This is a genomic window from Marinobacter flavimaris, from assembly GCF_002933295.1.
GTDB classification, from domain to species: Bacteria; Pseudomonadota; Gammaproteobacteria; order Pseudomonadales; family Oleiphilaceae; genus Marinobacter; species Marinobacter flavimaris.
In genome coordinates this window covers 80311-95961 of record NZ_PSSW01000011.1, presented here as the reverse complement: position 1 = coordinate 95961, position 15651 = coordinate 80311, and the positions used below count along the sequence as shown (strand labels likewise).

Below are 15651 nucleotides of genomic sequence, written 5' to 3'. Positions count from 1 at the left end.
TCTCAAATGATAGACCTATATCCAACAGTTGTCAGAAAAAAATGTCTCATTTGTTGCGCACATCTCGCCTTTTTGCCTGGTTGTTTCTTACCGGACTGAGTGTCGCCGTTATCGTAACCTCAGGCTTCTATCTTTACCTTCGCCCTGGCCTTCCGCCGGTACATCAGCTTCTGGACATCAAGCTTCAGACGCCATTACGGGTCTATAGCAAAGACAACAGATTAATAGCAGAATTCGGTGAAAAGAGAAGGGCACCCATCACAATCGAACAGATCCCAACAATTCAGTTACAAGCCTTTATGGCAGCTGAAGACTCGCGTTTTTACGAGCACTTCGGGGTCGACATCAAAGGCCTGGCGCGGGCTGCAATCGAACTGGTCTCTACCGGCGAGATCCAGTCCGGGGGCAGTACCATCACAATGCAGGTTGCAAAAAATTACTTTTTGTCACGGGACAGAACCTTTATCCGGAAGTTCAACGAGATACTTCTGGCTCTTCAGATCGAACGTGAACTGGATAAAAACCGCATTCTCGAGCTCTATCTGAACAAGATCTATCTGGGCAATCGGGCCTACGGAATTGCCGCCGCTGCACAGGTTTATTACAACAAGCCGGTCTCGGAACTGTCCCTGGCCCAAATGGCCATGCTCGCCGGCTTGCCAAAAGCGCCCTCGGCATTCAACCCCCTGGCCAATCCGGACCGTGCGATGATCCGGCGCAACTGGATTCTCGGACGAATGCGCGACCTGGGATACATCACTCCGGATGCCCACGAACTTGCTGTTTCCGCCCCCATTACTGCCAGCTACAACAGCACGGAGACTGAAGTCGACGCCGACTATGTTGCCGAAATGGCGAGATCCGAGATGGTTCGGCGGTTCGGCGAGGACGCCTACACCGATGGCTACACCGTCACCCTCACAGTTGACGGCAAGAAACAGCAGGTTGCCACAGAGGCATTAAGAGACGGCCTTGAAGCCTATGATCGGCGCCACGGCTTCAGGGGCCCCATTGGGCAGATTGATCAGGAAACCCTCGCCGAGAGTGAGCCATCAGATCTGATCCTGAACTACCCTCGCGTGGAGTCCCTGCTTCCCGCAATCGTCACAGAGGTTGACGACGAATCCGGCAAAGTGGCGGTGCACGCGCGCCGCATCGGCCCCGCCACCATGGCTTTCGAAACCATGACCTGGGCGAGGCGCTACAAAACTGAAAATCTCACAGGCCCTGAGCCTGAGAAACCCTCCGATGTTGTGGCTCCCGGCGACGTTATCTATGTGCGCGCCCAGAACCCGGAATCGGCCTCGCCAGAGCCAGAAGCCAACGGGAACGAATCCCCGAATGAGCAGTCGGAGCAGCTCGCTGAAGCCTCTGTTGCGCTTGCTCAAATCCCGAGGGTTGAAGGCGCGCTCATTTCACTGAAAGCCAAAACCGGCGCCATTGAGGCACTGAGCGGAGGCTACAGTTTTGGTCAGAGCAAATATAACCGTGCCATACAGGCAAGACGACAGCCTGGCTCCACCTTCAAGCCCTTTCTTTATCTGAGCGCTCTGGAAAGCGGCATGACACCGGCGACCATCTACAACGATGCGCCGATTGTCTTCGATGACTCGGAACTGGAGACTGCCTGGCGCCCCCAGAACTCCTCCGGACAGTTCTATGGCCCAACCCGCCTGCGGGAAGCACTCTATCGCTCACGCAACCTGGTCTCAATCCGACTGCTGCGCGACCTGGGCATCCAGAACACGCTGGATTACCTGGCACAACTGGAAATCCCGGTAGAAAACATGCCGGACGATCTGTCACTCTCCCTGGGCAGCGGGCAGCTTACTCCCATGGAACTTGCCCGAGGCATGGCCGTGATTGCCAACGGAGGCTACGACGTTGAACCCTACCTCATCGAGACTATCACTGACTTTAGCGGTGAGACCATTTACCAGGCGCCGAAAACCGTTCTGTGCGACAAAGACTGCGACGACGATACAGCACAGGAACCATCGGGCGAGCAAGAAGGCTCGCCAAACACCGGCGCCAATGTCTCTGAAACAAGTGAGGACTCGCCCGAGGTTCGGGTTATGCCCAGACTGGCGGACGAACGCTCGGTCTTTATTCTGCATTCAATGATGCAGGACGTCATTCGTCGCGGTACCGGCAGACGGGCGCTAACCCTTGGCCGGGATGACATCGCCGGTAAAACCGGCACCACCAACGAACAGAAAGACACCTGGTTTGCCGGCTTTAATCACGAAGTGGCCACAACCACCTGGGTCGGATTCGACCAACCGGCACCTTTGGGCAGACGCGAGTTTGGCGCCAGCACCGCGCTCCCCATCTGGCTGAACTATATGGAATTAGCGCTCGAAGGGGCACCCTCTTCCTTCATGCCTCGACCCAATGGCATCGTCAATATCCGGATCAACCCCGAAACCGGACAGCGCGCAAGACCGGGCGAGGATGGCATTTTCGAGGTCTTCCGGGAAGAGGATGCGCCACCGCCCCTGACATCCGAAACCGAGAACGACCGTAATGGAGGCTCCGAGGAAGACGACCTGTCAAGACGAATCTTCTGACATCAGGAGCAGGCACAAAAAAACCGGCGGGATCACCGCCGGTTTTTTATACCCTGGATGACAGATCAGATAATGTCGTCCATTGACTTCAGCGGGTAGTGCGCAGGGTATGGATTACGTGCAACGCCGGAATCCACGGCAGCGCGAGCAACGGCGGCCGGCACAACTTCCAGCAAGCGGACGTCCATCGGCTTGGGAATGATGTACTCTTTCCCGAACTCGAAACTCTCCACACCGTATGCCTCGCAAATTTCCTGAGGCACAGGCTCCTTGGCCAGCTCACGGATTGCATTGACGGCCGCCACCTTCATTTCCTCGTTGATCGCGGTGGCACGAACGTCCAGCGCTCCACGGAAAATGAACGGGAAACCCAACACATTGTTAACCTGGTTCGGATAATCAGAGCGACCGGTGGCCATGATCAGATCATCGCGGGTTGCCAGGGCAATTTCCGGGCTAATCTCCGGATCCGGGTTGGAGCAGGCGAAAACGATCGGCTTGGGAGCCATTTTCTTGAGCTGTTCAGCAGTCAGGAGATCCGGACCGGACAGCCCCAGGAATACGTCAGCACCATCAATCGCGTCGTCCAGAGTGCGCTTGTCCGTGTCGTTGGCGAACATTGCCTTGTACTGATTCAAATCATCACGACCAGAGTGGATCACACCCTTGCGGTCGAGCATGAAGATGTTCTCAGAACGAATACCGCAGCTAATCAGAATCTTCATGCAGGCAATGGCGGCAGCACCGGCACCCAGGCAGACCACCCTCGCCTCTTCAATCTTTTTGCCCTGCAGCTCGAGGGCATTGATCATGCCGGCTGCAGTTACGATGGCAGTACCATGCTGGTCATCGTGGAAGATGGGCACGTTGCACTTTTCGATCAGCGCGCGCTCAATTTCAAAGCACTCGGGCGCTTTGATGTCTTCCAGATTGATACCACCGAAGGTATCTGCAATACGCTCAACTGTTTCGATAAACGCCTGCGGGCTCTCGGAATTGACTTCAATATCGAAGACATCAATTCCGGCAAAGCGCTTGAACAGTACGCCCTTGCCTTCCATAACCGGCTTGCTTGCCAGCGGACCCAGGTTACCCAGACCAAGAATCGCAGAACCATCAGAGATGACAGCCACCAGGTTGCCCTTGGCAGTGTACTTGTATGCGTTCTCCGGGTCCTTTGCGATCTCGCGGACCGGTTCGGCAACCCCGGGGCTATACGCCAGGGAAAGGTCGCGGGAGGTCTTGGTTGGCTTGGTGATTTCGACACTCAGCTTACCAGGCCGCGGCTTGGCGTGATATTCAAGGGCTGCTTCTTTCAGATCTTGAGACATTGCCACTGTTCCGTTTGTCACGTTTAAAGGTAGTGAACCGCCGAAGCCAGAGAGCCTCAGATCAACTCCGAATCGAAGGCCCCTACTCGGCGGAGCGCGCCATTATGGCCCGCCAGCCCGGAAACGACAAGTGCCTCATGAACATTTTGTGAACAGTCAATAGGGCTAATTGCGTATGTATCTTATAGATACACTCTGACAACCGAGCACAAAAAAAGCGCCCGAAGGCGCTTTTCCCGAATCCAGCTCGATCAGTCTTTCTTGGCGCCGATGCGACCACCGAAACGCTTCTGGAAACGGTCGATACGACCACCGGTATCCATAACTTTCTGCTTGCCGGTGTAGAATGGGTGGCACTGGGAACACACATCCAGCTGCAGATCATGGGTGTAGGTAGAACGAGTCTTGAATGTATTACCGCAAGAGCAGGTCGCAGTAATCTCTTCGTACTTCGGGTGGATACCTTCTTTCATGGCGAACCTCGTTAGGTCATGCCGCTACCTGATCACGGGGCATCGAATCTGCCCAGGCGCCAGGCACCGCACGTTTGAATCAATTGAGAAGACGGGGCACAATCATGCCCTGCCGGAAACAGACCGCGAATCTTACTTGCAATTAGTTCTGCAGGCAAGCACCACACTGACTTCCGGACTCGCCCACCTTGGATTTCGCGGCAGGCCGCCGACTAGACAGGATAAGGAAAAACCGTGACACCCGTCATCCCGTGGAGCACTCAGTGCCGTTGATCGCACGCATTGCCTTGAATCGTCCCCTGCGTCGACTCTTCGATTACATTATCCCGGAAGGCCTTGAACTGACGCCTGGTCAGAGGGTGCGAATACCCTTTGGCCGGCAGCAGGCAACGGGTCTTGTTGTTCAGGTGGGCGTTGAGCCTCCTCCCGGCATCACTCTCAAGGCTGTGGCAGGGGCAATGGAAAACTGGCCTGCATTGCCCGTGGAAACCTTCAAGCTTCTCAGTTGGGCAAGCGACTATTACCAGCATCCGCTCGGCGAATGCCTGTTCACTGCCCTGCCCCCAGCACTCAGACGAGGGCGCATTGCAGAGGAAAAAAAGGATCAGTGGTGGCTGGCAATCGACAGCGGCTCGACGATTCCCGCGAATGCGCATAAACAAAAAGCCCTTTGGGATTGGCTGAACCAGCGATCCAACGGCGCCCCGACAACCGATATTCTGAGGGCGGGATTCAACCGGGCGCAACTCAAGGCACTGCAGGAGAAGCAACTGATCGAGGTTGTCTCGCCAGCCCGACCGGCGGATTTCAATGAAGCCCCCGAGCTGCTGGCCCGCCGACCCAGATTATCCGAGGCGCAGACATCTGCCGCCGAGCAGCTGGCTACCCCGGACGAAGGGTTTTCCGCCTTCCTTCTGTACGGCATCACCGGTAGTGGAAAAACCGAGATCTACCTTCATTACCTGAAAGAACACCTGGGAAATCAGGATCAGGCCCTGGTACTGGTTCCGGAGATCAATCTGACGCCCCAAACGGTCGCCCGATTCCAGCGCTATTTTGGCGCACGGATTGTCGTATGGCACTCAGCGCTGAACGACAGTGAACGTCTGACGACATGGCTGAAAGTGCGGAACGGCGAGCCCGTTATCCTTGTAGGTACGCGATCGGCTGCTTTGCTACCGTTCACCAACCTGCGAACCATCATTGTCGATGAAGAGCACGACAGCTCTTACAAGCAGGGTGAAGGTTTTCGGTACTCCGGCCGGGACCTGGCCGTCTACCGCGCACACCTGAACAAATGCCCCGTAATTCTGGGATCCGCCACTCCGTCGCTGGAATCCGTTCATAATGCAGAGCAGGCCAAATACCATCTGGTAAAGCTTGAAGAGCGCGCCGGCAATGCTGCGCCCCCGGTCATCAGCTTGCTGGATATCCGGAGTCGCCCATTGGAGGGCGGCCTCTCCCGCCCTGCCTTGAATGCCATCGAACAGATTCTGGCAAAAGGTGAGCAGGCGCTGGTTTTCGTCAATCGGCGAGGGTTTGCCCCGGTCATGATGTGCTTTGACTGCGGCCACATGGTTGAATGCCCGCGCTGCGACACTCGCCTGACCTACCACCGCCGGGACCGGGCGATGAGATGCCACCACTGCGACTACCAGACGGCGGCGACCGAGCAGTGCCCAAAGTGCAAGAGTGAGGCCTTCAAACCGGTTGGGCAGGGCACCGAGAGAACGGAGGACATTCTTGCCACGGCTTTCCCGGATACACCGGTGGTGCGAGTGGATCGCGACAGCACGCAGCGCAAAGGCAGCATCCAGGGCATCCTGAACCAGGTAAACACCGGCAAACCGTGCGTGCTTGTGGGCACCCAGATGCTGGCGAAAGGACACGACTTCCCGAATGTCACACTCGTGGTGGTGGTAAACGCGGATGGTGGGCTGTTCAGCGTGGACTTTCGCGCCCCCGAGCAACTCATACAGACCCTTCTGCAGGTCAGTGGCCGCGCCGGACGGGGCACAAAGCCCGGCAAAGTGCTTGTGCAAACCTGCCACAGCGACCACCCGCTGTTAAAGACACTGTGCGAAGGCCACTACCTCGACATCGCCGACCAACTCCTGAAAGAGCGGGAAGAAGGCCAATTCCCGCCATTCCGCGCCATGGCTATCTTCAGGGCAGAAGGCGACACCATGGAGAAAAGCTTGCAAGTGCTGGATACAATTAAGCCCCTCGCGAATACCACAGGCATCGAAACCTGGGGACCGTTGCCAGCCATGATTGCCCGGCGCGCCGACAAGCACCGCGCGCAACTGATCCTCAACGCCCGCAACCGGAAAAAGCTGAACAGCCTGCTTACCGGAATCTGTCAGGAACTGGACCAGAGAAAGCTGCCTGCCGGGGTCAAATGGATGATTGATGTTGATCCGCAGGAAACAGGATAATTTGAGCCGAGACTGCGGAATCCCGAGCCTTTTGCTTGCAGCCAAACTTTCCGCGATAATAGCCGCCTTCTGTTTTCAACGGGCCTCCTGCCCCGAATCCAATTCTCCTGTAAACCGAGTCATCTGACAGCATGAAAGAGACCGTTTCCGATCTGCTCCAGTCTGCACTGGCAGCACTCCAAGCCGATGGCACGCTGCCTGCGGACCAGTCCTTCACTCCACAGGTGGGCAATACCAAGGACAAGTCCCACGGCGATTATGCCTGCAACATTGCCCTGGTTGCCTCGAAAGCGGCTGGCTGCGCGCCCCGCAAACTGGCGGAGGCTCTGATCGAGAACCTGCCTGAGAGCAGTGCGGTGGAGAAGGTGGAGATTGCCGGGCCCGGTTTTATCAACTTCTTTATGAGCACTGCGAGTGCCTTCGAAGTGGTCAATACCATACTGGATGAAGGCGATCGTTTCGGCCGCAACAATCAGGGCCAGGGCGAAAAAGTTCAGGTGGAGTTTGTCTCGGCCAACCCCACAGGCCCCCTCCACGTTGGCCACGGCCGTGGCGCTGCGATCGGCGACTGCCTTTGCCGGCTGTTGGAAGCAAACGGTTACGATGTAACCCGGGAGTTCTACTACAACGACGCCGGGGCGCAGATTGATAACCTGGCGCTCTCAGTCCAGTCGCGGGTGAAAGGTCTGACGCCGGACGACGAAAGCTGGCCGGCGGACGGCTACCGGGGCGATTACATTGTTGATGTCGCCAAGGCCTACCTTGCCGGCGACACCGTTACTGCAGACGATCGGGAAGTGACCGCCAAGGCGGACCCGGAAGACCGCGACGCCATCCGCGAATTCGCCGTCGCCTACCTGCGCCGGGAGCAGGACCTGGACCTGAAAGCCTTCGGCGTTCAGTTTGATGTCTATTTCCTGGAATCCTCCCTGTACGAGGATGGCAAGGTTGAAGCCACGGTCAAACGCCTGCAGGAAAATGGCTACACCTACGAGCAAGATGGTGCCATGTGGCTGAAAACCACCGAGTTCGGCGACGACAAGGATCGGGTCATGCGCAAGAAGGACGGTGGCTACACCTACTTCCTGCCGGATGTCGCCTATCACCTGGACAAGTGGCAACGGGGCTTTACCACCGTTATCAACGAACAGGGTGCCGACCACCACTCTACCGTTACCCGCGTCCGCGCCGGCTTGCAGGCACTGAATGCCGGCATTCCGGAAGGCTGGCCAGACTACGTACTGCACCAGATGGTGATGGTGACCCGCTCCGGCCAGGAGGTGAAAATCTCCAAACGCGCAGGCAGCTACGTGACCGTCCGGGACCTGATTGATGAGGTTGGCCGCGACGCGACCCGTTTCTTCCTGGCCGCGCGCCGGGTGGATTCCCAGTTGACCTTCGATATCGATCTGGCTCGTTCCCAGACCAATGAAAACCCGGTTTATTACGTGCAGTATGCCCATGCGCGCATCTGCAGCGTGCTTCGAAAACTGGCCGAGGAAGGTGTAGAGCGCGGCCGCAACGAATGCGTCGGCGACCTGTCACTGCTAACGCTTGACGAGGAAAAGGATCTGGCCAACCAGCTGGCCAAGTATCCTGAGCTCATTGCCAATTCCGCCGTGCAACGTGAACCGCACCATCTCACGCACTACCTGCGGGACCTGGCGGGCCAGTTCCATACGTATTACAACGCCCATAAGGTATTGATTGAAGATACCGCCGTTCGTGACGCCAGGGTCAGCCTCTACCTTGCCATAAGGCAGGTTATCGCCAACGGTCTGGACCTGCTGGGCGTCAGCGCACCGGAAGAGATGTAAGACGAATGTCCCGAGACTACGCCCGTAAGGACAGACCCGCCAAAGCGTCGGCCACTTCACGCAAAAAGCCTGCGAAACAGGCAAAGCCGAAGGCTGCCCGGCCGAAACCGGCGGCCAGTGCCCGCTCCCAGCACGGTGGCCTGTCGCTCAAGTGGATACTGTCCCTGGCGGCCGTGGGCGGCTTTATCGGGTTTATCGTCTACCTGAACTCCTTGCCAACGAGTCCGCATTCGCAGCAGCCATCAGTCACTGAGAAACCGGTCCAGAAACCTGCGAAGACGCCCGCAGAGACCGCGAAGGAAGAGGAAAAACCCGGCTTCCGTTTCTACGAAATGCTGCCGGAATCCGAGGTGGTGCCGCCGAAAGTCGAAGAATACACGCCTGGACCGACTCAAACAGATTTCAATTATCTGCTTCAGTCCGGCTCCTTCCGCAGCAAGGAAGACGCGGAACGACAGCGGGCCCAGATCGCTTTCCAGGGTTTGCGGGCAAGCACCCAGAGGATTGATCTGGACAACGGCTCCGTCTGGTACCGTGTCAACGTTGGCCCTTTCACATCCAGAAGCCAGATGAATTCCGCTATCGACAAACTGGTTTCCCTGAATATCCAGCCACTGGTCCGGAAGATCCCCAAGGAAGGCTGATCTTTCGGGCCTGTTGCGAACACCTTGAATTCGCACCAGAAGCCTCCATAACAACGGGATACCAATTTCAATCAGGCAATTGGAGCCCAAATGACTACCATTCTTTCCGTCAGGCGCGATGACGAAGTTGCCATGGGTGGCGACGGCCAGGTTTCCCTCGGCAATACCGTAATGAAAGGCAATGCCCGGAAGGTTCGCCGCCTCTACAACGGCCAGGTGATCGCCGGCTTCGCGGGCGGTACCGCCGATGCCTTCACCCTGTTCGAGCGATTCGAAGCCCAGCTTGAAAAACACCAGGGCAACCTCACCAGGGCTGCGGTGGAATTGGCGAAAGACTGGCGAACTGACCGTGCGCTGCGCCGGCTCGAGGCCTTGCTGGCTGTAGCGGACAAAACCGCCTCGCTGATCATCACCGGCAACGGGGATGTGATCGAGCCGGAACAGGGCCTGATTGCCATCGGGTCTGGCGGGCCCTTTGCCCAGGCTTCAGCCCGGGCCTTGCTGGAAAACACAGACCTGTCCGCCCACGAGATAGTCGAGAAAGGTCTGGATATCGCCGCCGATATTTGTATCTACACCAACCACAATCGCACCCTTGAAGTGCTCTCCAAAAACGACTGATCCGGAGCGACCATGTCTGCAATGACTCCCCGTGAGATTGTCCACGAGCTCAACAAACACATCGTGGGCCAGGAAGAAGCCAAGCGGGCGGTGGCTATCGCCCTGAGAAATCGCTGGCGCCGGATGCAGCTGGACAGCAGCCTGCGCGATGAGATCACTCCCAAGAACATCCTGATGATCGGTCCCACGGGTGTGGGTAAAACCGAGATTGCCCGGCGCCTCGCAAAATTGGCCGATGCCCCGTTTCTGAAAGTGGAGGCCACCAAATTCACCGAAGTCGGCTACGTCGGCCGCGACGTGGAATCCATCATTCGTGATCTGGCGGATATGGCCGTCAAGATGCTGCGCGAAGCAGAAATGAAGCGTCACGAAGAACGGGCATTGGACGCGGCGGAAGAGCGCATCCTTGATGCACTGATCCCGCCGCCCCGGGATTTCGGTGAAGACAGCCAACGCAGTTCCGACTCCTCCACTCGCCAGCTGTTCCGGAAAAAACTCCGGGAGGGCGAACTGGATGACAAGGAAATCGAGATCGACCTGCGTAATTCCAACGCCGGAGTCGAAATTATGGCGCCTCCGGGCATGGAGGAGATGACCAATCAGCTGCAGAGCATGTTCTCCAACCTGTCTTCCGACAAGCGAAAAACACGGAAGATGAAGGTTTCTGACGCCCTCAAGCGGGCCAAGGAAGAAGAGGCTGCGAAGCTGGTCAACGAAGAAGAGATCAAGCAGAAAGCCATTCAGGCCGTCGAGCAGAATGGCATCGTGTTCGTGGACGAGATCGACAAGGTCGCCAAGCGATCCGAGAATACCTCGTCGGATGTTTCCCGCGAGGGCGTCCAGCGCGATCTGCTCCCGTTAATTGAGGGCAGCACCGTAAGCACGAAATACGGATCTGTGCGCACCGATCATATTCTGTTCATCGCTTCCGGCGCGTTCCACCTGTCCAAGCCCTCGGATCTGATTCCGGAGCTGCAAGGCCGCTTGCCGATCCGCGTTGAGCTTCAAGCACTGACACCCGAGGACTTCAAACGCATCCTGACCGAACCGGATGCCTCCCTGGTGCAGCAGTACGAAGCGCTGATGCTGACCGAAGGTGTGAAACTGACCTTCCGGGAGGATGCCATTGCACGTATCGCCGAGGTTGCCTGGAAGGTGAACGAGAGCACTGAAAACATCGGTGCCCGTCGGCTGCATACCGTCCTTGAGCGGTTGCTTGAAACCCTTTCCTTCGATGCCGGTGACAAGGTTACCGATGGCTTCGAGGTAACCGCCGAATACGTGGATGAAAAACTTGGAGAGTTGTCCGAAGACGAGGATCTGAGCCGGTACATCCTGTAGGCGTGAGCGAGACGGGGCAGATGACACAGTCATCTGCCCCCCTCACCTACTGAACACTACTGCGCCTTTGAAAAGAGGTGCGACACGTTAGTCAAGCCACCCGCCAACCGGCCCTTCTCGGCTTTTTTCTTCCTGCCCTTGGCCACATACAGTGGCAGCATTTCGCCATATAGACTGGTACTGATCGTCCGCTGCTCGTCTTCAAGGCGATCCCGGCGAAGCTTGATGCCATATTTCGCCAGCTTGGGCTCCAGCTGGTCTGCGCGACTCAGAAGATCCCGCCGTGTCATCTGATAGGCGTGCTCACACACCATTCTACGGGACTGGAAGCTGAATACGTTGGAGAAGAACAGCTTGGCGTCGTCTCGGGTGGGTTCAAACAGCAGAATATCCTTGTCGGGATAATCCCGGGCATACTGGGCAATGCCCGACTGCATCCTTGAGTACACCATGGTCCTGAAGGTCTGTGACAGAACGTTTGGCATACCTGAGCGGGTCAGCTCGCCCGGCTTCATGGAGCCGGCCCGGACCGCCGCACTGGCGTCAATCGGCACCTGGGGATTCACGGCGAAAACCAGGTCGGCACCGTCTTCAAAAGCCACGGAGGCGTGCAAACCCTTGCGCAGCGTACCGTCCACATAATACCGCCCATCGATTTCCACTGGCACATACAACCCCGGTGAGGCAGTGCTGGCCTGAATAGCCTTGGAAATGGGCACATGATCAAAACCGGGAGCACCAAAGCAGACCGCTTCGGTACTCTCAACATCGGCAGCCACGATGTAGAGGCTGCGCTTGAGCTGACGGAAATCATTGGTGCGCCCAAGCATGGTGAAGGCCCGTTTGAGATACTCATGCAGGCCTTCGTTATCAAACAGCCCGGCCGGCGCTGCCTGGGCCAGAATGGTCATGGCTTCCAGCAGACTCTGATCGTAGGGGTTGTTGACGAAGCGACTCACTGCCGTCGAAACCAACCCGGGAATTGCCAGCAATCGACTGCCAATCTCCCGGAAAGCCGGGCGATAGAATACTTCCGGATGGAACGGGTGTACTTCCGCCTCGTTACGCACGAAAATTCGGCAAAGTTGCGCCGTGGTCATCTGGTTGGCGAGATTCGCCGCCACAAAAGAGCCGCCATTAACACCAACATAGACATCGATGTTGTTGAAATCGAGACCATCAAGTGCCTCATCCAGCGCCCGGAGCGCTCCGATTTCATAAATGCCGCCCAGAGGACCACCGCCACCAAGGGCAAGCCCGATGCGGGGAGCGGGTTTATGGTCAATTGGCGAGCTCATAGCCTTCCCTTTTCCGGATTAAGAATGCGGGTCCTTCAGGCAGACCGCCGGATAATTCCAGTTTCAAGATAACAACCGTATTTAGAGTGCGCACCCTATATTGCCCAAACCCGTACCTGCGATCAGGAAACGGCGGCCTCTGATACCGCCATAGCCGTCGACTTGCCGGGGCGCAGGTAACGGCCGAAGCCGGCATTACGCAACGCCAGGTCGACACAGCTCTTGATCACGTGAGGCGAGTCCAGTAACAACACATCCTCCAATAGCTGAATGGCCCACTCACGGCTGACACTGCGAATCACCGATTTGACCTTGGGCAAGCTGGCGGCGTTCATGGACAGGGAATCGTAACCCATGGCCATCAACAGCAGCGCACCGCCGGGATCACCCGCCAGTTCGCCACAGATACCAACCGGTTTACCGACAGAGTGAGCGTCCTGGGCAATCCGGACCAGCGCCTGGAGCACCGCCGGATGATAAGAATGATAGAGTTGGGCAACCCGGGGGTTGTTACGATCCACTGCCAGCAAGTACTGGGTCAGATCGTTGGAGCCCACCGACAGGAAGTCCACACGGTCCGCCAGCTCCCGGATCTGGTAAACGGCAGCGGGGATTTCGACCATCACGCCCACCTTGGGCATGTGAATGTCGTAGCCTTCTTCGCGAACCTCGTGATACACCCGGTAAATCAGGTGCAGGGATTCTTCCACCTCCGAGATGTTGGAGATCATCGGCAACATGATCTGGAGGTTGTTCAGACCCTCGCTGGCCTTGAGCATGGCCCTGACCTGCACCAGGAAGATCTCCGGATGGTCCAGGGTTACCCGAATCCCCCGCCAGCCGAGGAACGGGTTTTCCTCCTGGATCGGGAAGTAGGTCAACGCCTTGTCGCCGCCAATGTCCAGCGTGCGCATGGTAACCGGGCTGGGCGCAAAGGCTTCAAGCTGCTCCCGGTAATACTCACGCTGTTCCTGTTCGGAGGGGAACCGGTCCTTGATCATGAAGGGCACTTCGGTCCGGTAAAGACCGATACCCTCGGCACCGTGCGAGAGCGAGCGCACCACATCGGTCATCAACCCGGTGTTCACCAGCAGTGAGACCCGATGGTGATCGGTGGTTTCACAGGGCTTGTCCTTGAGAACTTCAAGCCCGCGAATAAGTTCGTCTTCTTCGTCGCAGATCGCCTGGTAGTAGGAGCGGAGGTCTGCCGATGGCGAAGCAAAAATCTGGCCCTCAAAGCCGTCTACGATCAGCTCCTTGCCGTCGAGCTGATTTACGGGAATATCGACCAGCCCCATAACAGTCGGCACGCCCATGGCGCGTGCCAGAATGGCGACATGAGAGTTACTGGAGCCTTTGACCGACACCAGACCCACCAGCTGCCCCTTGGGGACCTCGCCAAGCATGGCCGGTGTCAGCTCTTCGCTGACCAGGACCGTGCGCTCGGGGTAGTTCAGGTGTTTCTGCTCGCCTTCCTGCAGATGAGACAGCAGACGGCGGCCCAGGTCCCGGATATCAACAGCGCGTTCCTGCAGGTAATGATCGTCCATCATCTCGAAATGACGGATGTACTGCTGGACCACCTGCTTGAGAGCGCCCTGGGCCCAGATCCCTTCCCTGATCTTGTTCGACACCTCACCAGGCATGGCATCGTCGCCCAGCATTCTCAGATAGACATCGAACAGGGCCTGCTCTTCAGGACGCAGCTGCGAAGCCAACCGCTTGGCAACCCGCTCGATATCTTCCCTCACCGCTTTAACCGACGCTCCGAACAGGGCCAGTTCCTGATCAATATCGTCAGTCGGCTTTTCCGGAACCACATCAAGGTCAGCGGATGGATAAACGACAACGCCATTGCCGATGGCAACACCTGGAGCACCCGGCACGCCGTTAAAACTGACATCGTGTGCCTCCTCACCGGTCAGGGACAGGCCACTGATGGCGCCGGTGGCTTCACTATGGGCTATGACCCCCGCCAGCTGAGCGGAAACGGTTACCAGGAATGCCTCTTCGCCCTCATCAAAGCACCGGGAACTCTCCCTCTGCTGGACAACGAGCACACCCAACACCCGGCGATGGTGAATGATCGGAACACCCAGGAACGAGCGGAAGCGCTCCTCACCAGTCTCGGGGAAGTAACGATAGCGTGGATGGGAGGGCGCATCCTCGAGGTTGATAGGCTCCTCACGAGAGCCCACCAGGCCGACAAGACCCTCTGAATAGGCCAGGCTCACCTGGCCAACCGCCTTGCGGTAAAGGCCTTCGGTGGCCATCAAAATGTAGCGGTTGGTGGCAGGGTCAAGCAGGTAGACGGAACAGACCTCGGTTCCCATGGCTTTCTGCACCCGCGATACAATGATATCCAGCGCCTCCTGCAGATCGCGGGCGCTGTTTACCTCTTGTACTAGACTTCGCAGAATGCTCAGCATGGCGGTGTCAGTCCGTCATTTCTGGTGTTCCTGTAAACGCCGATTCTGCTCCGCCCTGTGCCACTGCTCCATGTTGTAGAACAGTCGCGGCGCAAGCTCTCTCAGCGCGCGTCGATACACTTCTCGCTTGAATGAAACCACCTGCCCCAACGGATACCAGTAGCTTACCCACTGCCAGCCGTCGAACTCCGGTGAATCCGTACCGTCCACGCAAACCTGCGCGTCCGGCGATAACATCCTCAGCAGGAACCATTTCTGTTTTTGGCCCACACAAACGGGGTGGGAGTTTTGGCGTACCATCCTCCTCGGGAGTCGATACCTCAGCCAGCCTCGCGTGCAGCTGATGATTTCCACATCGTTTGCACAGAGGCCGATTTCCTCTCCAAGCTCCCGGTACAGCGCATCCTCGGGGGATTCATCATGTTTGATGCCACCCTGGGGAAACTGCCAGGAGTCCTGCCCTATTCGCCTTGCCCAGAGAACTTCTCCTCTGTGATTGGCCAGAATGATTCCGACGTTGGGTCTGAAACCGTCTGAATCGATCACGGCACAGTCCTCTCAAAAGTCGGTTGACCGGTACAAAAATTCACCGGTCGGATTTGTCCAAGTTGCTCTCATTCTTACAGAATCCCAAGGGTTCGGCAAACGGAGCCGTTGGGGACAGGTCATGATAGACTTGGCGTTTTACT

At 57.3% G+C, this 15651-nt stretch carries 11 protein-coding genes; 6 read left to right on the top strand and 5 right to left on the bottom strand.

Annotation, left to right across the window (positions count from 1 at the left end):
- Positions 1–41: 41 nt before the first annotated feature.
- Positions 42–2570, top strand: a complete 2529-nt coding sequence (locus tag MDHKLMBL_RS17650; protein WP_104271673.1) for a penicillin-binding protein 1A — start codon at positions 42–44, stop codon at positions 2568–2570.
- Positions 2571–2635: 65 nt separating this feature from the next.
- Here MDHKLMBL_RS17650 and MDHKLMBL_RS17645 read toward each other — a convergent pair whose 3' ends face one another.
- Both MDHKLMBL_RS17645 and rpmE read right to left on the bottom strand, forming a co-directional pair.
- The gene (locus tag MDHKLMBL_RS17645; RefSeq protein ID WP_053114367.1) at positions 2636–3901 is read right to left on the bottom strand and encodes a malic enzyme-like NAD(P)-binding protein; all 1266 of its coding nucleotides are present in this window, start codon (positions 3899–3901) and stop codon (positions 2636–2638) included.
- Between the two features lie 251 nt (positions 3902–4152).
- Positions 4153–4374, bottom strand: a complete 222-nt coding sequence (gene rpmE / locus MDHKLMBL_RS17640) for a 50S ribosomal protein L31 (RefSeq protein WP_008170804.1) — start codon at positions 4372–4374, stop codon at positions 4153–4155.
- A gap of 263 nt (positions 4375–4637) precedes the next feature.
- Here rpmE and MDHKLMBL_RS17635 point away from each other — a divergent pair, with 263 nt between their 5' ends.
- The 5 genes from MDHKLMBL_RS17635 to hslU all read left to right on the top strand — a co-directional run bounded on the left by MDHKLMBL_RS17635 (position 4638) and on the right by hslU (position 11235).
- Positions 4638–6812 carry a primosomal protein N' gene (locus MDHKLMBL_RS17635; protein WP_085986433.1) on the top strand — a complete coding sequence of 725 codons (2175 nt, stop codon included), beginning with the start codon at positions 4638–4640 and terminating at the stop codon, positions 6810–6812.
- Positions 6813–6943: 131 nt separating this feature from the next.
- Complete coding sequence (gene argS, locus MDHKLMBL_RS17630; RefSeq protein WP_104271671.1) at positions 6944–8629, top strand: arginine--tRNA ligase; 1686 nt, start codon at positions 6944–6946, stop codon at positions 8627–8629.
- Between the two features lie 5 nt (positions 8630–8634).
- Positions 8635–9273 carry an SPOR domain-containing protein gene (locus MDHKLMBL_RS17625; RefSeq protein ID WP_104271667.1) on the top strand — a complete coding sequence of 213 codons (639 nt, stop codon included), beginning with the start codon at positions 8635–8637 and terminating at the stop codon, positions 9271–9273.
- 90 nt (positions 9274–9363) lie between these two features.
- A complete protein-coding gene (hslV, locus tag MDHKLMBL_RS17620; protein ID WP_008170810.1) occupies positions 9364–9894 on the top strand; it encodes an ATP-dependent protease subunit HslV in 531 nt (176 codons plus the stop codon).
- Between the two features lie 12 nt (positions 9895–9906).
- The gene (gene hslU / locus MDHKLMBL_RS17615) at positions 9907–11235 is read left to right on the top strand and encodes an ATP-dependent protease ATPase subunit HslU (protein WP_092032952.1); all 1329 of its coding nucleotides are present in this window, start codon (positions 9907–9909) and stop codon (positions 11233–11235) included.
- A gap of 56 nt (positions 11236–11291) precedes the next feature.
- Here hslU and MDHKLMBL_RS17610 read toward each other — a convergent pair whose 3' ends face one another.
- From MDHKLMBL_RS17610 to MDHKLMBL_RS17600, 3 genes are all read right to left on the bottom strand, one after another.
- On the bottom strand, positions 11292–12533 hold the full coding sequence (locus MDHKLMBL_RS17610) for a patatin-like phospholipase family protein (RefSeq protein ID WP_008170814.1): 1242 nt from the start codon (positions 12531–12533) through the stop codon (positions 11292–11294).
- A gap of 122 nt (positions 12534–12655) precedes the next feature.
- Positions 12656–14962 (bottom strand): phosphoenolpyruvate--protein phosphotransferase, encoded by a 2307-nt coding sequence (gene ptsP, locus MDHKLMBL_RS17605; protein ID WP_014576019.1) that lies wholly within the window; start codon positions 14960–14962, stop codon positions 12656–12658.
- Positions 14963–14977: 15 nt separating this feature from the next.
- A complete protein-coding gene (locus MDHKLMBL_RS17600) occupies positions 14978–15508 on the bottom strand; it encodes an RNA pyrophosphohydrolase (RefSeq protein ID WP_041644941.1) in 531 nt (176 codons plus the stop codon).
- Between the last annotated feature and the right edge of the window lie 143 nt (positions 15509–15651).